Annotated in this window: 17 protein-coding genes and 1 tRNA gene; 12 read left to right on the top strand and 6 right to left on the bottom strand. The window is 69.7% G+C overall.

Going from position 1 to position 19,337, the window contains the following annotated elements; all coding sequences use genetic code 11:
* Positions 1-12: 12 nt before the first annotated feature.
* Positions 13-411: a peptide-methionine (R)-S-oxide reductase MsrB gene (gene msrB, locus JKG67_RS05070; RefSeq protein ID WP_203336184.1), complete on the bottom strand. Its 399-nt coding sequence runs from the start codon at positions 409-411 to the stop codon at positions 13-15.
* 72 nt (positions 412-483) lie between these two features.
* Positions 484-2,943: a cadherin-like domain-containing protein gene (locus tag JKG67_RS05065; protein ID WP_203336183.1), complete on the bottom strand. Its 2,460-nt coding sequence runs from the start codon at positions 2,941-2,943 to the stop codon at positions 484-486.
* 209 nt (positions 2,944-3,152) lie between these two features.
* On the opposite strand from JKG67_RS05065, the gene JKG67_RS05060 reads away from it, so the two are divergent.
* Positions 3,153-5,729 (top strand): LuxR family transcriptional regulator, encoded by a 2,577-nt coding sequence (locus JKG67_RS05060; RefSeq protein ID WP_203336182.1) that lies wholly within the window; start codon positions 3,153-3,155, stop codon positions 5,727-5,729.
* Here JKG67_RS05060 and JKG67_RS05055 read toward each other — a convergent pair.
* Entirely contained in the window at positions 5,698-6,072 is a 375-nt protein-coding gene (locus JKG67_RS05055) for a group I truncated hemoglobin (RefSeq protein WP_203336181.1), read from the bottom strand. The genes JKG67_RS05060 and JKG67_RS05055 overlap by 32 nt on opposite strands.
* Before the next feature lie 83 nt (positions 6,073-6,155).
* Here JKG67_RS05055 and JKG67_RS05050 point away from each other — a divergent pair, with 83 nt between their 5' ends.
* Positions 6,156-7,232 carry a DNA polymerase domain-containing protein gene (locus tag JKG67_RS05050; RefSeq protein ID WP_203336180.1) on the top strand — a complete coding sequence of 359 codons (1,077 nt, stop codon included), beginning with the start codon at positions 6,156-6,158 and terminating at the stop codon, positions 7,230-7,232.
* Positions 7,233-7,234: 2 nt separating this feature from the next.
* Here JKG67_RS05050 and JKG67_RS05045 read toward each other — a convergent pair whose 3' ends face one another.
* A complete protein-coding gene (locus JKG67_RS05045; protein ID WP_307816440.1) occupies positions 7,235-7,759 on the bottom strand; it encodes a hypothetical protein in 525 nt (174 codons plus the stop codon).
* Positions 7,760-7,779: 20 nt separating this feature from the next.
* Positions 7,780-8,868 (bottom strand): ATP-dependent DNA ligase, encoded by a 1,089-nt coding sequence (locus tag JKG67_RS05040; protein WP_203336178.1) that lies wholly within the window; start codon positions 8,866-8,868, stop codon positions 7,780-7,782.
* Positions 8,869-8,942: 74 nt separating this feature from the next.
* On the opposite strand from JKG67_RS05040, the gene JKG67_RS05035 reads away from it, so the two are divergent.
* The 10 genes from JKG67_RS05035 (at position 8,943) to JKG67_RS19020 (ending at position 18,845) form a co-directional block, all read left to right on the top strand.
* Positions 8,943-9,024, top strand: a tRNA-Gln gene (locus JKG67_RS05035).
* A 71-nt stretch (positions 9,025-9,095) separates the two neighbouring features.
* Positions 9,096-10,622, top strand: a complete 1,527-nt coding sequence (gene glmU, locus JKG67_RS05030) for a bifunctional UDP-N-acetylglucosamine diphosphorylase/glucosamine-1-phosphate N-acetyltransferase GlmU (RefSeq protein WP_307816439.1) — start codon at positions 9,096-9,098, stop codon at positions 10,620-10,622.
* 28 nt (positions 10,623-10,650) lie between these two features.
* A complete protein-coding gene (locus tag JKG67_RS05025; protein WP_203336176.1) occupies positions 10,651-11,631 on the top strand; it encodes a ribose-phosphate diphosphokinase in 981 nt (326 codons plus the stop codon).
* Positions 11,632-11,809: 178 nt separating this feature from the next.
* A complete protein-coding gene (locus tag JKG67_RS05020) occupies positions 11,810-12,445 on the top strand; it encodes a 50S ribosomal protein L25/general stress protein Ctc (protein WP_203336175.1) in 636 nt (211 codons plus the stop codon).
* Entirely contained in the window at positions 12,442-13,026 is a 585-nt protein-coding gene (pth, locus tag JKG67_RS05015; protein ID WP_203336174.1) for an aminoacyl-tRNA hydrolase, read from the top strand. The genes JKG67_RS05020 and pth overlap by 4 nt, the downstream gene beginning before the upstream one ends.
* A 60-nt stretch (positions 13,027-13,086) precedes the next feature.
* The gene (locus JKG67_RS05010) at positions 13,087-13,884 is read left to right on the top strand and encodes a 3'(2'),5'-bisphosphate nucleotidase CysQ (protein WP_307816438.1); all 798 of its coding nucleotides are present in this window, start codon (positions 13,087-13,089) and stop codon (positions 13,882-13,884) included.
* A 77-nt stretch (positions 13,885-13,961) separates the two neighbouring features.
* On the top strand, positions 13,962-14,399 hold the full coding sequence (locus JKG67_RS05005; protein WP_203336173.1) for a Zn-ribbon domain-containing OB-fold protein: 438 nt from the start codon (positions 13,962-13,964) through the stop codon (positions 14,397-14,399).
* The gene (locus JKG67_RS05000) at positions 14,396-15,583 is read left to right on the top strand and encodes a lipid-transfer protein (RefSeq protein WP_203336172.1); all 1,188 of its coding nucleotides are present in this window, start codon (positions 14,396-14,398) and stop codon (positions 15,581-15,583) included. The genes JKG67_RS05005 and JKG67_RS05000 overlap by 4 nt, the downstream gene beginning before the upstream one ends.
* Positions 15,584-15,619: 36 nt before the next feature.
* Entirely contained in the window at positions 15,620-17,392 is a 1,773-nt protein-coding gene (locus JKG67_RS04995) for a CocE/NonD family hydrolase (protein WP_203336171.1), read from the top strand.
* Positions 17,393-17,420: 28 nt separating this feature from the next.
* Positions 17,421-18,845 carry a glycoside hydrolase family 32 protein gene (locus JKG67_RS19020; protein ID WP_203336170.1) on the top strand — a complete coding sequence of 475 codons (1,425 nt, stop codon included), beginning with the start codon at positions 17,421-17,423 and terminating at the stop codon, positions 18,843-18,845.
* A 43-nt stretch (positions 18,846-18,888) separates the two neighbouring features.
* Here the strand turns inward: JKG67_RS19020 and JKG67_RS04985 are convergent, their stop codons facing one another.
* Complete coding sequence (locus JKG67_RS04985) at positions 18,889-19,320, bottom strand: PLDc N-terminal domain-containing protein (protein WP_203336169.1); 432 nt, start codon at positions 19,318-19,320, stop codon at positions 18,889-18,891.
* Between the last annotated feature and the right edge of the window lie 17 nt (positions 19,321-19,337).

Below are 19,337 nucleotides of genomic sequence, written 5' to 3'. Positions count from 1 at the left end.
ATGCGGGCGGCCTCAGTCGTCGCGGGGCTCCAACGTCAGCGCGATCGAGTTGATGCAGTAGCGGTCCCCGGTCGGAGTGCCGTAGCCGTCGGGAAACACATGCCCCAGATGCGAGCCGCAGGTCGCACAGCGCACCTCGGTGCGACGCATCCCGTGCGAGGTGTCCTCGATGTACTCGACGGTGTCGCTGAGCGGCTGGTAGAAACTCGGCCAGCCGCACCCTGAGTGGAACTTGGTGTCGCTGCGGAACAGTTCGCTGCCACAGCCCTTGCAGGAGTAGACGCCGACGGTCTCGGTGTCGGTGTACTCGCCGGTGAACGCCGGCTCGGTGCCGGCCTTGCGGAGCACGGCGTACTCCTGGGGGGTCAGTTCGGCCCGCCACTGCTCATCGCTCTTCGCCCGCGGTTCCATGTGTTTCAGGGTACTGGGCGCCAGAGCACGCAGCGGTGCGGCGGCGGCGGCCCCGCCCCCCAGCGGCGCCCGTCAGCCCACCCCCGGGGGGGGGGGGGTCCGGCTCAGCGTCGTGTACCCGGTCTTGCGGCCGGTCACCCGCACGGTGATCCGGCGGCCCTTGTCCTTCTGGGTCAGTCGGTACCGCTGCTTCGTGGCGCCCTTGATCCGCTTGCCGTTGCGCAGCCACTGGTAGCGCAGTGTCACCTCGCCGGGTCCCCAGGTGCCGGCCGCGGCGCGCAGGCTCCGGCCGGGCCGGGCGGTCCCGCGGATCTTCGGGCGTGCGCCCTGCAACGTTCCGGGTTGAACCGTCTTCGCCGTACTGGTGCTGTGCGCGCTGGCGAAGCCCTGTCGCTCGCCGGTCACCCGGACGCTCACCGTCGTGTTCAGGTCCGCGGCGGCTAGGCGGTACGACGGGCCGGTAGCCGCCGGGATCGGCTTGCCGTTGCGCAGCCACTGGTAGCTCAACGTGACTCCTTCGGGGCTCCATGTGCCAGGTGAGGCAGTGAGCCTTTCGCCGACCTTGAAGGTGCCACCGATCGTCGGCGTGGCGGTGGTGACCTTGCCGGGAGCGACCGTGATCGTCACGGTCGCCGGACCGGACTCTTGGAGAGCCTCGTCCCGGATCCTGTAGGTGAACGTGTCGACTCCCGTGAAGCCCGGCTTCGGGGTGTAGGTGAACGCCCCGGTGTGCTGGTCATAGTCGACGGCGCCGTGCTGGGGCAGTGTGATGCTGATGATGCGCAGCTTCTCGCCCTCCAGGTCGACGTCGTTGGCCAGCAACCCACTGCTCGCAGGAACCACCAGCGGGACGTCAACAACGGTCTCGTAGTGGTCGTCGTGGGCGACGGGCGGGTCGTTGAAGACGGTGATCGTGATCGTGGCGGTACCGCTCATGTTGCCTTCGCTGTCGATCGCCCGGTAGCCGACGGTGACCACACCCTGCCAGTTCGGCGCGGGGACGTAGGTGAAGGCTCCGGTCTTCTTGTCGAAGGCGGTGAAACTTCCATGGGCGGGCGGGTCGACACTGTCGATCTCGATCGTGTCGCCGTCGGCATCGGTGTCGTTGGCCAACGGCCCGAGGTGAGCCGGCACCACCAACACGCCGCCGCGGCGTACCTGGTAGCTGTCGTTGTGAGCCACCGGAGGGTGGTTCTGGCCCGCGGCCACCACCGTGATCGACACGGTGGCCCAGTTGCTGTAGTTGCCGTCGGGGTCGTTCAGCCGGTAGGCGAACTCGTCGCCGCCGCTGTAGCCGGGGTTGGGCGTGTACGTGATGGTGCCCGCCGCCTGGTCCCAGGCCACGGTCCCGAACGTCGCCGGGAAGAAGCCGGCGATGCTGAACTCGGAGTCGGGGTCGTGGTCGTTGGCGGTCAGCGAGGAGACCGGGATCACCAGGGGAGTGTCCTGGGAGACCTGGAAGTGGTCATCGACCGCCACCGGTGACATCGTCTTGACTTCGAACGTCACCGTGGCCAGGTCGCTGATGTTGTCCTCCCCGTCGACCAGGTAGTACTTCATGGAGTCGATCCCGGTGAATCCAGGGTCCGGGGTGTAGGTGAAGGTGCCGGTGTAGGAGTTGTAGTCGCTGATGGTGCCGTGCTTGGGGTCGGTGTAGCCAGCGACCCGGAAGAGGGTGGAGTCTGGATCGTGGTCGTTGACCAGGAGTCCGTTGGCCTCGGTCACAGTGATCTTCTGGTTCCTGGGGACCTCGTAGTGGTCGTCCTTGGCGACGGGATTCTGGAACGGCCCGGGATCGGTGACCACGATCGTGAACACTTGCTCGGTGCGGTTCACCCCGTCGGTCACGCTGTAGACCAGTCGCCGCTCACCCACGAAGCCGGTGGGTGGCCGGTATCTCATCGCCCGGTCGCCCAGCGCCGGGACGCCGAGCATCTCCTCGCCGGGCAGGAAGGACTGAGATATCAACGAAGCGGCGGGTTGAGAGACCAGGTGCTCGAGATTCGTCATGTTGTAGACGCTCACCGGCGCGCCCTCGGGGTCCACGTCGCCGGCAGTCAGTTCGGCGTCTTTGTCGCGGAAGAGCAACCAGCGGTCCTTGCCGATGGTGAATGTCTTGGGCTGGGCGATGACCGGGGCATTGCCGGGACGTCCCACGGTGATGTGGTGGGCCTGCCACGGGCTGACGTTGGTGCCGTCGGTCAGCTTGAAGAAGATCGTCTGCACTTGGTGTGCGTCCGGGCTGAGGGCCCCTGGGGTGAAGGTGTAGTTGCAGGTGGCCGTGTCGTAGGTCAATTGGTGGCTGCTGGACACCGTGGCCTCGGCAACCGAGATCGGGTCACCTTGCGGGTCGGTGGCCCCGGCACAGAAGTTGCCGTGTAGTGGTACGCCGGCCGGCGTGCTCAGGTAGAGACGTTGGCCGGTCGGGGCGTCATCCGGGTTGTTGGCGTGGCTCGCCGGTGCGGACGCGAGCACCACGACGGAGGTCGCCAAGGCAGTGATCGCTGCGACGGCGCGGGTGGAGAGGGACATGGGTCATCCTTCGTTGTCTACAACTGGTGCTCCCACCCTGGCGGGCGAGCCCCTCGATCCGGATGGGCAACGGCTGCTCATCGGGCTGCTCAAGTGCGGGGAAGGATTGCTCACCCCGGTTGCCCCGATTACTCACCCGCACGGACTCTCGCGCCCCTAGAATCGGCCGCGGAGGGAGGAAGGAGGTGGGTCCGTTGGGGGATCGGCCGATGAACCAGGGGATCTCGAGCCGGTGGCCGCTGGTCGGGCGTGAGGACGAGATGGCTACGGTGCTGCGGGCCCTCGGTGGTCCGGCGTGGATCGTCACCGTGCACGGGGAGGCGGGCGTAGGTCGGTCGCGACTGCTGGCCGAACTGGCGCACCGTCTCGGTCCGGACGTGGGCCATGTCGTGCACGTGACGGGCAGTCAGATCCTGGCCACGGTGCCGCTGGGGGCGTTGTCCGCGCACCTTCCCGCCCACGCCCTCCATGACGATCGGTTGGCCGATCCGGGACAGTTGTTCGCCTTTGCCGGGGCAGCGCTGGGCGGGGAGGCGAAGGGTCGCCCCACGGTCGTCATCGCCGACGACGTGACGTTGCTCGATCCGACGTCCCAGCTCCTCATCGCCCAACTCGCGGCGGCGCGCCGGATCAAGGTTCTGGCCGCGGTCCGCGCCGGTGAACCGGTCCCGGATGCGTTCGTTGCCGCTTGGAACACTGCCTGCGACGTCCGGGTGGATCTGGGCCCCTTCACAGCAACGATGGCTCAGCGGCTCCTGGAAACCGTGCTCGGCGGCCGTGTGGCCCGGCGAGCGGTGACAACGCTCCACGACGCCAGCGGGGGAAGCCCCCTGTACCTTCGCGAACTGACCAGCGCTGCTCTGGCCGAAGGAACGCTGGCCGAGAGGTCCGGGATCTGGCAGCTCATCGGGGATCCTGGGACGACGCCTACGCTGCGGGACCTCGTCCTGGCCAGGATCGATCACCTCGATCCGGACGGTCGCGAGATCGTGGAGCGGCTCGCGGTCTGCGGTCCACTGCGGCCGATGCACCTGCCTGGGACCGAGGTGCGGCGTCACCTGAGGGTTCTTGAGGACGAGGGCCTGATCAGCGTCAGCGACGACCGGGTGACACTGGCCGACCCAGTCGTGACCTCGGTGGTTGCCGACACGATGGCTCGGCTGCGCCGAGAGGACATCCTCACCGAGCAGGCGGCTCTGCTGGCCGGTGAGTCAGGGGGCGAACCCGACCTGCTCCAGGTGACCACCTGGCAACTCGAGGCTGGCGTCACACCGAACCTCGATGCCCTCCGGTCGGCTGCCCGGATCGCCGCCGCGGCCCGGGACCACCTCAGCGTGCTCAGGTTCACCGCCGCCGGGCTCTCGGGCGTGCCGGAGGATCCGGAACTGTTGCTGCTGCGGGGCGCCGCGCTGCTGCGCACCGGGCGGACCGAGGAAGCGATGCTGGTCCTGGGTCGTCATCCGCATGGGCTCGAGGTGACGCTGCCGATAGCCATGGTGGCGGTGTTGACCGGCAGGGGACCACACGCCGCGCTCGAACTGCTGGAGGGAGTCGCTGCCACCGGTCCGCTGGCCCAGGCGGGTGTCAGTCTGGCCAGGGCGATGGCCTTGTTGCCAGCAGGCCAGGCCGCTGCTGCCGAAGGCGCCGTCGCGGCGGCAGCGGAACTCTTGGGCGACTCGGAGCCGGAACAGGCCGTCCTGGCTCACGCCTGGGCGCTCCCGCTCGCCTGCCGTGGACAGCAGTCCGCGGCCGTGGCGGCTGCCGAGCAGGCGATGGACTTCGCCCGGGATTCAACTTTGCAGGTGCCTGGTCTCACGGTCGGCGAGACCGCGTTGACGCTGGCCACCGTGCAGCACCTGTGCGCAGACCATGCGCGTGCGCGTGCCACGGCTGTCCGAGCACTCGAAGAGGGGTTCACCTCGCGCGACGAGATCGTCGTGCGCTGCGCGGAGTACCTGCTGGGCCGGATCGCGCTGGAGGCCGGGCAACTCGATGCGGCGCAACGTTGGCTGGATGAGACGGTCAGCAGCGCGACGGCCGTCGGGCCGCCTGGCCTGGCGTCGCTGGCCCGCCTCAGCCTGGCCGCCGCGCACAGTCTGGCCGGTCAGGTGGAGCAGGCCAGCGCAGTGCTGGAGGCGGTGGCTCCGGGTGAGGTGGCCGGGCCGCTGCGGGAGATCTCCCAGGCCTGGCTCGCGGTGGCCTCGGACGACATCGAGTCCGCGGTGGCAGCAGTCAGGTCAGCTGCCAAGGAGGCTCACGCCGCGGGGCACCTGCAACTGGCCGCGCATGCTTGGCAGTTGGCGGTCGAGGCGGACCGGGCGGCTGAGGCGGTCACACCACTGCGAGAGATCGCCGAGGAGGCCGGCAGCCCCTACCTCGACCGACTCGCCAGGCACGCCGAGGCGAGTGCGGCCGGCGACCACGAGGCACTGATCGCGGTCGCCGGCGAATGGGAGGAGGCGGGGGCTTTCCGGCTGGCCGCAGCAGCCGCTGCGACGGCGACCCGTTCGTTGCCGCGGGGTCGGGACATGGGACCGACACGGGCGCGGGCCGAGGAGCTGGCGCGCCGTTGCCCCGAGGTCCAGGTCCCGGCCCTCCGTGTGGTCGACTCCGCGGACCCGCTGACACCCAGAGAGCGCGAGATCGCGCGGATGGCGGCCGCTGGTGCCACCAGCAAGGAGATCGCCGGACACCTCTTCCTCTCCTCGCGGACGGTCGACAATCACCTGCAGTCGGTCTACGCCAAGCTGGGCATCAGCAGTCGGCGGGAGCTTGCTCAGATGTGACGATCTGCTCCCGAAGTCCGTCCATCCGGGTGCGCACCTCGGTGAGGATCTCCTCGTCAGCGCCCAGGTCCCGCAACGCCAGCACCGCATGCTCCACGGTCCGGTCGAAGGCGTCCCCGCTGATCGCCAGCCGGGCGTGAGCCGCAGCGACACTGCGACCGGTGAAGTGATCGGGTCCGCCGAGGATATGGGTCAGGAAGGCCTGCTGGTGGGCGCGTAGCCGTTCCATGTCGACGCCGGCGAAGTACCCGGCCAGGGCGGGGTCGTGAAGCACGCGCTGATAGAAGACGCTGACAGCTGTCATCACCGCTGACGCACCGCCGAGCCGTTGATAGTTGTCCATCGGGCCTCCTCGCTACCAGCGCAGAGCCTAGGCGGCCGCGAAGCCGTGCGCCTGAGTAGCGGCTACTCATCTAGGTTGGGGCCATGGCGAAGAGTGAACAGGCTTTCGTGTCGGTGGGGGAGCGCGAGGTGCGTGTCTCCAGCCCGGACCGGGTGATCTACCCCGCCACCGACCACACACCCGAGGTCACCAAGGTGATGGTCGCGCAGTACTACGCCGATGTCGCCGATGGACTGATGCCGGCGCTGCGGGACCGGCCCACCGCCCTGGAACGTTGGCCCCGAGGAGTGCTGCCGGGCATCCGGCTGGCCACCGGCCCTGGTGACAAGGCCGACGCGTTCTATCAGAAGCGGGTCCCCAAGGGGGCTCCCGACTACGTCGAGACCGCCCGGATCACCTTCCCCTCCGGACGCACCGCCGAGGAGATCTGTCCGACCGAACCGGCGGTGATGGTCTGGGCCGCGCACATGGGCACCGTCACCTTCCACCCCTGGCCGGTGCGGCGCGCCGACGTGGACCGACCCGACGAACTGCGCCTCGACCTGGACCCCCAACCCGGCACCACGTTCGCGGACACGGTGCGCGTCGCCGGCGCGGCCCGCGAACTGCTCGAGGAGTTCGGCCTGACCGGCTTCTGCAAGACCTCCGGCAACCGCGGGGTGCATATCTACGTGCGGATCCGGCCGGACTGGGAGTTCGGGGACGTCCGGCACGCGGCGATCGGGTTCGGTCGGGAGCTGGAGCGCCGCGACGACCAGGTCACCACCGCCTGGTGGAAGGAGGAGCGCGGCGAGCGGATCTTCGTGGACTACAACCAGAACTGCCGCGACCGCACCATCGCCTCCGCGTACTCATTGCGACCGGTGCCGGGAGCGGCGGTGTCGACCCCCCTGACCTGGACCGAGCTCGCGGACCTCGACGACCCGGGCGCACTGAATCTCTTCACCGTTCCCGAACGGCTCGCCGAGCACGACCCGTGGGCCGATCTCGACGAGTCGGCGCACGACATCACGCCCCTGCTGGCGCTGTATGAGGAGTCAGGGCTGGGGGAGATGCCGTTCCCGCCCGACCACCCGAAGATGCCCGGCGAGCCGCCCCGGGTGCAGCCGAGCAAGAAGGTCGCCGAGCACTGGGACGACGACGGGAACAGGGTGGAGTGATCTCAGTCCGACTCGTCGTGCTCCAGCAGGTGCAGCACCGGGACGCCGAGTTTGCGGCGAGCCTGCGAGGTCCAGTCCACGTGGAAGAACTCCGCGACCACGTGCGGTCGGGTCAAGATGATCGCCTCCTGACCGTCGATCGTGCTCAGCGTCTCGGCGAGCGCGTCGACCGGATGCCCGGTGATCAACTGTCCCTCGACGTCCGCGCCGACGTCCCGCAGCCGCTGCAGCGTCTGGTCGAGGGCGGACTGGGAGCGGTCGTGGCAGTCCCGGCGGACCGCCTCGATCTCGGCCTGGTCGATGACCATCGCCGGTGAGGCGAGCGCCTCACCGCCGGCGAGCGAGCCCATCGCCGCTTCGATCCGGCCGGCGGCATCCTCCATGGGCAGCAGTACGTGGTAGTGGACGTCGTCCAAGGCCTCGTGCAGCGACTGCACCTGCGCTGCGTCCGCGGGTGTCAGCGCCTGCTCCACGAGCAGTACGACGTTGTAGGGCCCCTCCAGGGCGGGGTCTGCTTCAGCGGTCACTGCCATCGCCTCCCGATGAGTCAGGATGTACCCAGAATACGCGCGAGATCGTAAGTCTGCGGCTCCTCGAGCTGGTCGTAGCCACAACTGGCCGGCTCGCGATCCGGCCGCCATCGCTTGAACTGTGCGGTGTGCCGGAACCGCCGACCTTCCATGTGGTCGTACTTGACCTCCAGCACGCGCTCGGGCCGCAACGGGGTGAAGCTGAGGTCCTTGCCCTGGCTCCACCGGCTCTGGGTGCCGGGCACCCGGTCGGGGTTCGCGACCGCCCAGTCACTCCAGGCGCCCCACGGGTGGTCGGCCAGGTCGCACACCAGGGGCTGGAGTTCGTCGATCAGTTCGGCGCGGCGGGCGGCGGTGAAACTGGCCGAGACGCCGACGTGCTGCAGCGTGTCGCCGTCGTACAGGCCGAGCAGCAGGCTGCCCAGCAGCGGCCGCTGCTCGGTGCTGGTCTTGTGTTCGCGGTATCCGGCGACCACCACGTCCGCGGTGCGCTCGTGCTTGAGCTTGCCCATCACCCGGGCGTTCTCGGTGTACGGCGCCTCCAGCGGTTTAGCGATGACACCGTCCAGGCCGGCACCCTCGAAAGTGGTGAACCACTCGGCGGCCACCTCCGGGTCGGTGGTGATCCGGGTCAGGTGGCACGGCCCGGCCAGCCCGGTCAGCGCAGCCTCGGCGGCGGCCCTGCGCTGCCCGAACGGACGGTCGACGTACGACGTGTCGCCGAGGGCCAGCAGGTCGAAGGCCACGTAGGAGGCCGGAGTCTGCTCGGCGAGCAGGGCGATCCGGGAGGCGGCCGGATGGATCCGCTCCTGCAACACCTCGAACTGGAGCCGGCCCTGACCGTCCGCGCTGGTCCGGGCGACGAAGAGCTCCCCGTCGAGCACGCAGCGCGCGGGCAGTTGTTCGCGGGCCGCGGCGACCACCTCGGGGAAGTAGCGGGTCAGCGGTTTGGTGTTGCGGGAGGTCAACTCCACCTCGTCGCCGTCCTTGAAGAGCAGACAGCGGAAGCCGTCCCACTTCGGCTCGAACGCGTAGTCGCCGACCGGCATCCTGGACATCGACTTGGCCAGCATCGGCCGGATGGGCGGCATCACAGGGAGGTCCACGCACCTCAATCTAGCCGCGCGACCGTGCCGGTTCGTGGAACCGGCGCGCGCTTCATTAGGGTGGTGGGGATCAATCCCCGGTTGGTCTGCCGGCAGGGCCCGCCTGACTTTGAATCAGGATTAGCGACGTAGGTTCGACTCCTACCCGGGGAGCCAGTTGTCCCCCTTCGATGCGTCCCCCCACCGGGCTTGGCGCATCTCGGTGGCTGGTCGCCTACAGTGACCGAGTGCCGAAGAACCTCACCGTGATCGTGCTCGCCGCCGGCGGCGGCACGCGCATGAAGTCCAAGACCATGAAGGTGCTGCACCCGATCGGGGGCAGGTCGATGATCGGCCACGTGCTCACCGCGGTCGCCGCCTGTGAGCCGGAGCGGATCGTGGCCGTGGTCGGCCACCAGCGTGAGCAGGTCGGCCAGCACATCCAGGAGTGCGCCCCCGGTGCCGTGCTCGCCGTCCAGGAGCAGCAGTTGGGCACCGGACACGCGGTCAAGGTGGCCATGGAGGCCTGCGACTGCCGCACCGGGACGGTGCTGGTCGCCGCCGGCGACACACCCCTGCTGCAGGGAGACGCGCTACGCCGGTTCGCCGAGGAGCACGAGGCCGCCGAGCGCGCGGTCAGCATCCTCTCCGGCGTGGTGGCGAACCCGTTCGGCTACGGCCGGGTGGTGCGCGGTCCCGAAGGCGACGTCGAGGGCATCGTCGAGGAGAAGGACGCCACCCCCGGGCAGCGGGAGATCCGGGAGATCAACTCCGGGATCCTCGCCTTCGATGCGGCCTTCCTCCGCGAGGCCCTGGACCGGATCGGCAACGACAACGCGAACGGGGAGTTCTACCTCACCGACGTGGTCGGTATCGCCCGTGCCGACGGCCTCACCGTCGGCGCGCACACGGTCGAGGACGTGCGACAGACCGAGGGCGCCAACGACCGGGCGCAACTGGCGGCGCTCGGTGCGGAGCTGAACCGTCGGATCGTCACCCGGTGGATGAAGGACGGGGTGAGCGTCATGGATCCGACCACCACCTGGATCGATGCCGACGTGGTCCTCGCCGCCGACGTCACCATCCTGCCCAACACCCAGTTGCTCGGTGCCACCGTCGTCGACGAGGACGCGGTGATCGGACCCGACACCACCCTCAAGGACTGCGAGGTGGGTCGGGCGGCCCGGGTGGTCCGCACCCACGGCGAGCTCGCGGTGATCGGGGCCGAGGCCACCGTCGGCCCCTTCGCGCACCTGCGCCCCGGCACCACCCTGGGCGAGGCCGGCAAGATCGGTGGCTTCGTGGAGACCAAGAACGCCGACATCGGTCCGGGGGCCAAGGTGCCGCACCTGACCTACGTCGGCGACGCCGAGATCGGTGAGGGGGCCAACATCGGCGCCGGCACGGTCTTCGCCAACTACGACGGCGTCGCCAAGCACCGCACCGTCGTCGGCCGGCACGCCCGCACGGCCTCCAACAGCACCTTCGTCGCCCCCGTGGTCATCGGTGACGGGGCCGGGACCGGCGCCGGGACGGTGGTACGCCGTGATGTGCCGCCGGGTGCGCTGGCCGTCTCCGCTGGTCCCCAGCGCAACCTCGAGGGGTGGGCGCTGCAGCGTCGACCGGGCACCGACCAGGCGGCGGCCGCGGCGGCTGCCGGGGCCGAGGTACCCGAATCGGAAACCTCCGGTGAACGCGACGTGTCTCACGACACTGCGTCCCGAGTTGGGGAAGCTGGCGGGGGTGGGTCAGAATCACCACGTACCCCCTCGTGAACCGCACCGCGTGAGAAGGGCAGCCAGCGTGAGCGGATTGAAGCGCACCACCGAGAAGAACCTGATGATCTTCAGCGGCCGGGCGCACCCCGCGCTCGCCGAAGCAGTCGCCGACGAGATGGGCGTCAAGCTGGTCGGCACTTCGGCGTACGAGTTCGCCAACTCCGAGATCTATGTGCGCTACGAGGAGTCGGTGCGCGGCTGCGACGCGTTCGTCATCCAGAGCCACACCGCTCCGATCAACGAGTGGATCATGGAGCACCTGATCATGGTCGACGCGCTCAAGCGTGCCTCGGCCAAGCGAATCACCGTGGTGATGCCGTTCTGGGGGTACTCGCGCCAGGACAAGAAGCACCGAGGTCGCGAGCCGATCTCCGGCCGCCTGGTCGCGGACCTGTTCAAGACCGCGGGCGCGGACCGGATCATCTCCGTCGACCTGCACGCTGATCAGTTGCAGGGCTACTTCGACGGCCCAGTCGACCACCTGATGGCGCTGCCGCTGCTCACCGACCACATCAAGGCCAAGTACGGCGACCAGCCGCTGGCCGTGGTCTCGCCCGACGCCGGCCGGATCAAGGTGGCCGAGCGCTGGTCGGCACGGCTCGGGGGAGCGCCGCTGGCGTTCATCCACAAGACTCGTCGCACCGACCGCCCCAACGAGACCGTGGCGAACCGTGTGGTCGGCGAGGTCGAGGGCCGGATGTGCGTGCTCACCGACGACATGATCGACACCGGCGGCACCATCGTGAAGGCGGCCGAAGCGATCATGGCCGAGGGAGCAGCGGGCGTGATCATCGCCGCCACCCACGCGATCCTCTCCGACCCGGCCGTGGACCGGCTCAAGAACTGCCCGGCCGTCGAGGTCGTGGTCACCGACACGTTGCCGATCGACGAGGCGCGCCACTTCGACAAGTTGACGGTGCTCTCGATCGCCCCGCTGCTCGCCCGGGCGATCCGCGAGGTCTTCGAGGATGGCTCGGTGACCTCGATGTTCGACGGTCAGGCGTAGCGGACCGATTCGGCGTCAGGGCCCGCCACCCGATAGCATTGCCAGGTTGCCTCGGCGAGGGAGTTCGACTCCGTGATCGACAGGGCCGGCGAGATTCGTGCCGTGCTGTCGTGCGCGGCCCCTCCGCTCGACGGGGACACACCCCAGACTTCGTCGTAGTCCAGAGCAGGAGACCAGCATGTCCGAGTCCAAGATCGTCGCCGAGACCCGCACCGAGTTCGGCAAGGGCGCAGCCCGTCGGATCCGTCGCGCCGACAAGATCCCCGCCGTCATCTACGGCCACGGGAACGACCCGATCCACGTCACCCTGCCCGGCCACGACACCTGGCTGGCCCTCAAGCACGGCGGTGCGAACGCCCTGCTCGAGCTGAGCATCGACGGCAGCACCCAGCTCGCGCTGACCAAGCAGGTCCAGGTCGACCCGATCCGTCGCGCCATCGAGCACATCGACTTCGTCGCGGTCCGCAAGGGCGAGAAGGTCACCGTGGACGTCCCGATCCACCTGGTCGGCGAGGCCGTGCGGCTCAGCCTGGTGGTCACCGAGAACACCACCATCCAGATCGAGGCCGAGGCCACCCACATCCCCGAGTTCATCGAGGTCAGCATCGAGGGCGCCGAGGTCGGCACCCAGGTGTTCGCCAGCGGCGTGATCCTGCCCAAGGGTTCGACGCTGCTCACCGACCCGGAGACGCTGATCGTCAACGTGACCAACGCGCCCACCGAGGAGCCGGAGCCGGTCGTCGAGGGCGAGGCGACCGAGGCCGAGGCCGAGGCTGCCGCCGGCGACGACGACGCCGCCGCCACCGAGGAGTGACGATCTGGCTGGTGGTGGGGCTGGGCAATCCCGGCTCCACCTACGCCGGCCATCGGCACAACGTCGGCCAGATGGTGGTCGACGAGCTGGCCCGCAGGGTCGGCTCGTCGTTCAGGGCCGACAAGTCCGGACGTGCGGTCGTGGCCGAGGGGCGCCTGGGCGCCCCCGGCCCCGACGCGCCCCGGGTGGTGTTGGCCAAGTCCCGGGGCTACATGAACACCTCCGGCGGGCCGGTCGCCACGCTGGCCAGGTTCTACAAGGTGGAGCCCGACCACCTCATCGTCATCCACGATGAGCTCGACATCGACTTCGGCGCCATCCGGGTCAAGCTCGGCGGCGGCGACAACGGCCATAACGGCCTCAAGTCGATCCGGGCCTCGCTGGGCACCGGTGACTTCTTCCGGGTCCGCGCCGGCATCGGTCGGCCCCCCGGCAGGCAGTCGGTGCACGACTACGTCCTCTCGGACTACTCGACCACGCAGCGCAAGGAAGTGCCGCTGCACATCGTCGAGCTCGCCGACGCCGTCGAGTCGCTCGCCCGGGACGGGCTGGAGCTGACCCAGCAGCGATTCAACCGCTGATGTGACGGCTCGCACACTGAGACCGTCACCGTGAGTGTCACAGCGGGTTATGGTGCCGTGGTGATCGACGCACTCCTGGCCAAGCACCCCCTTCCTGAGGCAGCCGCCACCGACGACCATGTGTTCGCCACCTGGGCGGCGACGGTGGCCGGCGAGCGACTCCTCCAGGTCCGCGCCGAGGGCCTCGAGGGCAAGGCCCTCAAGGATGCGGGGGATGCCGCAGCGCACGACCTGCTGATGGAGCTGGTGGCTCGCTACCGTCCCGAGGACGACGTACTCAGCGAGGAGGGCAAGGACAACCCGAACCGGTTGCTCGCCGACCGGGTCTGGATCATCGACCCGCTGGACGGGACGCGGGAGTTCTCCGAGCCGCCGCGCGACGACTGGGCGGTGCACGTCGCCCTGTGGTCCTCGGCGGACAACGGCACCCTGGTGGCCGGCGCGGTCGCCCAGCCGGTGCTGGGAGAGACCTTCAACACCGGCGCGGCGCCCGTGGTCCCTCCGCGCTCCGCGCCGAAGGTCCGGATCGCGGTGTCCCGCAGTCGCCCGCCCGCTTTCGTCGAGGCGCTCGCCGCGGCGCTTGACGCCGAACTGGTGCCGATGGGCTCGGCCGGGGTGAAGATGATGTCGGTGGTGCGCGATGTCGCGGATGCCTACGTGCATGCCGGGGGTCAGTACGAGTGGGACTCCGCCGCCCCGGTGGCGGTGGCGCGGGCGGCCGGACTGTTCACCTCACGGGTGGACGGCTCCGAACTGCGCTACAACCAGGCCGATGTCTACCTGCCGGACCTGATCGTCTGTCGTCCCGAACTCGCCGAGGACATCCTCGCCTTCATCGCCGAGCACGGCACCGACTGAAGGATCCGCCCGGCACGATCCCGGTCAGTGGCCTATACTGGAACCTGTTCTAGTTTTCGACGACACAGGACGGTCCCATGGCCACCCCCGCGATCGACGGCTGGTTCACCACCGGTGAGCAGCCCAGCCTGCTCGGCACCCGGTGCGTGACCTGCGGTTGCGTCTACTTCCCCAAGCAGGACGACTACTGCCGCAACCCGGGCTGTGACGGGTCCGAGTTCGTCGAGCATGCGCTCTCCCGGACCGGCACCGTCTGGTCCTACACCGACGCCCAGTACCAGCCGCCGCCGCCCTATCAGCCGCCCCCGGGTGACTACCGCTCCTTCGGACTCGCGGCGGTGGAGCTCCCCGAGGGGATCACCGTCCTCGGTCAGCTCGCCGACGGTTACGGCGTCGACGACGTCCACGTCGGCTCCCCGGTCGAGCTCGTCGTCGAGACGCTCTACGTCGACGACGAGGGACCCCGGACGATCTGGCGCTGGAAGCCCACCGATCTCGATGGAGGTACCCGATGAGCGACGTGGCAGTGCTCGGCGTGGGCATGCACCCGTGGGGCAAGTGGGGTGACAGCTTCGTCAAGTACGGCGTGGCCGCGGCCCGCGCCGCCCTTGCCGACGCCGATGTCCCGTGGACCGACGTCGACCTGGTCGTGGGCGGTGAGACCGTCCGCAACGGGTACGGCGGCTACGTCGCCGGGTCCACCTTCGCCTCGGCGCTGGGCTGGAACGGCGCCCGGATCGCCACCTCCTACGCCGCCTGCGCCACCGGCGCCCAGGCCCTCGACGTGGCCCGAGCCAAGATCCTGGCCGGCCAGTCCGAGGTGGCACTGGTCGTCGGCGCCGACACCACCCCCAAGGGCTTCCTCGCCCCCAACGCGGGCGAGCGCTGGGACGACCCCGACTGGTTGCGGTTCCGGCTGCTCGGGATGACCAACCCGGCGTACTTCGCCCTCTATGCCCGCCGCCGGATCGACCTCTACGGCGCCACGCCTGAGGACTTCGCCCGGGTCAAGGTCAAGAACGCCCGCCACGGTCTGAGCAATCCGAACGCGCGCTACCGCAAGGAGGTCGCCGTCGCCGACGTGCTCGGCTCACCGGTGGTGGCCGACCCGCTGCACCTGCTCGACATCTGCGCCACCTCCGACGGCGGCGCCGCGGTGCTGCTCACCTCGGTGGACTACGCCCGCCGGCGCGGCCTCACCGACCCGGTGCGGGTGCGGGCGATCTCGACGGTCACCCCCACCTTCCCGCAGACCGTCATCGACATGCCGCTGTTCTCCACCGACCATGCTGGGGTGGTGCCGGCAGGGGAGCGGACCTTCAAGGAGTCGCTCGCGCACGCGGCGTACGAGGAGGCCGGGCTGGCGCCCGAGGACGTCGACGTGGCCGAGGTCTATGACCTGTCCACGGCGCTGGAGCTCGACTGGATGGAGGATCTCGGACTCTGCGACCGGGGGACGGCCGAGGAGTTGCTGCGCGCCGGTGAGACCACTATCGGCGGTCGGATCCCGGTCAACCCGTCCGGGGGGCTGGCCTGCTTCGGCGAGGCGGTCCCCGCGCAGGCGCTGGCCCAGGTCTGTGAGCTCACCTGGCAGCTGCGTGGCCAGGCCACCGGCCGCCAGGTCGAAGGAGCCCGGGTCGGTATCACCGCCAACCAGGGGCTCTTCGGCCATGGCTCCTCGGTGATCCTCTCCCGTTGACGTAACGCAGATCACCTCCAGATCGTTGTAGGGGCCATGCGACGTCTGGCCCTGCCTGCTGCCCTGCTCCTCGCCGCCTCCGCGGCGGCCGGTGTCAGCACCGCCGCGGCCGAGGCGCCGTACACGGTGCAGACCTTGCACTTCGGGGTCACCGTCGGTCCCGACGACGCGACCGAGTGCCGGATCATCGGCGACCTCTACCTGCCTGCCGACGCCACGCCGAACGCCCCGGTCCCGGCGATCCTGACCACCAACGGATTCGGCGGCTCCAAGGAGAGTCAGGCGCCGATCGGTCACTCGTTCGCCCAACGGGGGTACGCCGTGCTGGCGTACTCGGGGCTCGGCTTCGGTGGCTCCACCTGCAAGATCACCCTCGACCACCCCGACTTCGACGGCAAGGCGGCCAGCCAACTCGTCGACTACCTGGCCGGGGACGACGGCATCGCGCACCTCGACGCCGGGCTCACCGAGCCGGCGCCCACGCTCGACGTGATCGCCCTGGACGGTCCCGGCGACCCGCGGGTCGGCACCCTCGGTGGCTCCTACGGCGGCGGATTCCAGTTCGCCGTCGCCTCGATCGACCCACGGATCGATGCGCTCGCCCCGTTGATCACCTGGAACGACCTGAGCTACAGCCTGGGCCCGAACGGCACCGACGCGAGCACCGGCGTCAGCTCCGTCGCCCCGGGAGCGGTGAAGCTGATCTGGGGCCTGGCCTTCTCCGGCCTCGGGATGGCCTCCGACCTGATCAACCAGCAGATCCCCCCGGACCTGCTGCCGTGCCCGAACTTCGCGGACTTCGTCTGCCCGGCACTGGTCACTGCGGGCGCCACCGGCTATCTGCAGCCCGAACACGTCGCCGAACTCCGGGCCGCCTCGGTCTCCTCCTACCTCGACCGGATCAACGCACCGGTGCTGCTGATCCAGGGGCAGCACGACACCCTGTTCAACCTCAACGAGTCGGTCGCCACCTATGAGGCTCTCCGGGCTCGCGGCGTGGAGACCAAGCTGATCTGGCAGTCCACCGGTCACTCCGGCGGCGCTGTCCCCGGCGAGCTCGACTTCGCGAACCCCGAGGCCGGCTACGTGAGCGGACGGATCCTGGCGTGGTTCGAGCACCACCTCAAGGGTCGGGCGGTGGACACGGGCCCGCCGTTCAGCTTCTTCCGGGACTGGGTCGACTATGACGGCAATGCCCGCCCGGCGTACGGGATCTCCGGGAAGTACCCGGCCGGCAGCGAGCGCGTCTGGCGCCTCTCCGGCGACGGCCGCCTGGTCACCGGCTCGGCGCCCACGCTGTGGGGAACCCAGAGCCTGCTCACCCCGGCCGCCGGGCTGCCCACCAGCATCGACGAGGCGGACGTGCTCGGCAGCTACACCGGGGCGCCCACGCTCACGCTCGGGGACCTGCCCGGCACGTTCGCGCAGTGGACCTCGGCGGCCCTGACCGCCCCCATCGACGTGGTGGGCATCCCGACCGCCCGGCTGCGGGTGATCGCTCCCGGCGCCGCACTCACCCAGGGGCTCGGCCCGAGCGGCCAACTCGTCCTCTTCGTGAAGCTCGTCGACGTCGCCCCGGACGGATCCGCCCGGCTGATCAAGGGCCTGGAGGCGCCGGTCCGGATCCCCGACGTGACCAAGCCCTTCGACGTCGCGCTGCCGGGGATCGTGCACCGCTTCGACGCCGGCCATCGGCTGCGGCTGGTGGTCGCCGGTGGATCGCTGAACTACCGGGGCGGACTGACTCCGGTCGCGGTCACCATCGCCGGCGGCGACGGGCAGCAGTTGACGCTGCCGGTGGTCCGCTGACACCGTTGCCACGGACAGGAGGTCTGCAGTGGCAGCCGAACCGTTCCGTCCGACGTACCACTTCACTCCCCAGCGGAACTGGATGAACGACCCCAATGGACTCGTCCACTACGAGGGCGAGTACCACCTCTTCTTCCAGTACAACCCGCACGGCACCGACTGGGGGAACATGTCCTGGGGACACGCCGTCAGCCCGGACCTGGTGCACTGGCAGGAGCTCCCGGTCGCGCTCGCAGCCACCGAGGCTGAGGAGATCTTCTCCGGCAGCGTGGTCGTCGACCACGACAACACCTCGGGCCTCGCCGGCTCCAGCGGCCAGGTGCCGCTGGTGGCGATCTACACCAGCGTCGACACCGGCACCGGGATCCAGGCGCAGTCGATCGCCTTCAGCCTGGACCGGGGGCGGAGCTGGCAGCGGTACGCCGACAACCCGGTGCTGGATCTGGGGTCGACCGAGTTCCGCGACCCCAAGGTGTTTCGACACCACGACCACTGGGTGATGGTCGTCGTGCTCGCCGACGACCGGGTGATCCAGTTCTATCGCTCCGACGACCTGCTCTCCTGGACGCACCTGAGCGACTTCGGTCCCGCTGGGGCCTTGGACGGGGTCTGGGAGTGCCCGGATCTTGTTTGGCTGCCGGAGCCGGAGACAGCCGGCGGGGGACGGTGGGTGCTCGTGGTGAGCGTCCAGGACGGTGCGCCCGCAGGCGGTTCGGGAATGCAGTACTTCCTCGGTGACTTCGACGGTGTCGCCTTCACAGCGGACGGGGCCGCCCGATGGTTCGACCACGGCGCCGACTGCTATGCCGCGGTCTCCTTCGACAACGCCCCCGCCGGGCTGATGATCGGGTGGCTGGGCAACTGGGCCTACCAGAAGTCGGTGCCCACCGAGAGCTTCCGGGGCGCGATGACCCTGCCTCGGCGGTGCGCGTTGCGCCGGTCCGGCGCGGACCTCCGCCTGGCCCAGGAGCCGGTGCTGCCGCAGCTGGGGCCGCCGACGTTGGAACTGGGCAGCACCGACGTGGAGAGCGGCGAGCGGCCGCTCCCGGTGACCGGCTCCGCGCTGCTGGTGGAGCTCACCCTGGTGGCAGGGTCAACGGGATTCGCCGGGATCGCGGTCCGGGTCGGCGGAGCCGAGCGGACGCTGATCGGGTACGACGCCGATGCCGGTGAACTGGTCCTGGACCGGACCCGATCCGGGGCTGTCGACGTCGGCGACGGCTTCGCGGCTCGGCACCGGGCGGCGTACCGGCCGGTGGACGGGTCGATCCGCGTGCGGATCCTGATCGACACCTGCTCGGTCGAGGTCTTCGCTGGAGACGGGGAGATCGTCCTCACCGACCAGGTGTTCCCGTCCCCGACCAGCACCGGCCTCGCGTTGGTCGCCGAGGGGGTCGGCATGGAGGTGACCACTCTGGTGGTGCGCCCCGTGCTCGCGGTCGACCCCCGCTGAGGTCAGGGCCGGATGTCTCACCGACCCTGACGCGGCGGTGTGCTCACGTCGGGGAGGCGTCCTCGTCGGGCTGCTCGACCGACGGCTCCTCCGGCACCGCCGGGTCGGCGCTCGCCTCGGCGGCGGCCCGCTCCGCCTGCTGCTCGCGGTATCGCCGCCGCTGCTCCTCGGCGCGCTCACGCACCTGGCGCAGGAACTCGGCATCCGCGTTCGGGTCGACCGCGGCAGCGCGGCCCGGACGGTCGTACTCGGGGAACGCCGTGGCCGGCCCGTACGGCGACTGCTTCGGCTTGCGCGGTCGGCCCACCACCAGCCAGGCGATCGACCCCACCAACGGGAAGAACAGCACCAGCAGCAGCCACCCCACCTTGGGCAGATGTCGAGGCTCGTCGTCGCGGGTCAGGATCACGTCGATCACACAGAACAGCCACAGCGCCAACAGCAGTGGGCTGGCCAACAGTCCAAGACGCATCATGCTCGTTCCCCTCTTCG

It is taken from the genome of Nocardioides limicola, from assembly GCF_016827675.1.
GTDB lineage: Bacteria > Actinomycetota > Actinomycetes > Propionibacteriales > Nocardioidaceae > Nocardioides > Nocardioides limicola.
Note: the sequence above shows the minus strand (reverse complement) of the source record. Positions and strands in the feature narration are given on the sequence as shown.

Bases quoted from the DNA above. Each gene is read 5' to 3' on its own strand.
- JKG67_RS04985 (WP_203336169.1), bottom strand. From the start codon at position 19,320: ATGATGCGTCTTGGACTGTTGGCCAGCCCACTGCTGTTGGCGCTGTGG.
- JKG67_RS05055 (WP_203336181.1), bottom strand. From the start codon at position 6,072: ATGGACAACTATCAACGGCTCGGCGGTGCGTCAGCGGTGATGACAGCT.
- JKG67_RS05020 (WP_203336175.1), top strand. From the start codon at position 11,810: ATGTCCGAGTCCAAGATCGTCGCCGAGACCCGCACCGAGTTCGGCAAG.
- JKG67_RS05050 (WP_203336180.1), top strand. From the start codon at position 6,156: ATGGCGAAGAGTGAACAGGCTTTCGTGTCGGTGGGGGAGCGCGAGGTG.
- JKG67_RS05000 (WP_203336172.1), top strand. From the start codon at position 14,396: ATGAGCGACGTGGCAGTGCTCGGCGTGGGCATGCACCCGTGGGGCAAG.
- JKG67_RS05005 (WP_203336173.1), top strand. From the start codon at position 13,962: ATGGCCACCCCCGCGATCGACGGCTGGTTCACCACCGGTGAGCAGCCC.
- JKG67_RS05065 (WP_203336183.1), bottom strand. From the start codon at position 2,943: ATGTCCCTCTCCACCCGCGCCGTCGCAGCGATCACTGCCTTGGCGACC.
- JKG67_RS04995 (WP_203336171.1), top strand. From the start codon at position 15,620: ATGCGACGTCTGGCCCTGCCTGCTGCCCTGCTCCTCGCCGCCTCCGCG.
- JKG67_RS05060 (WP_203336182.1), top strand. From the start codon at position 3,153: ATGAACCAGGGGATCTCGAGCCGGTGGCCGCTGGTCGGGCGTGAGGAC.
- msrB (WP_203336184.1), bottom strand. From the start codon at position 411: ATGGAACCGCGGGCGAAGAGCGATGAGCAGTGGCGGGCCGAACTGACC.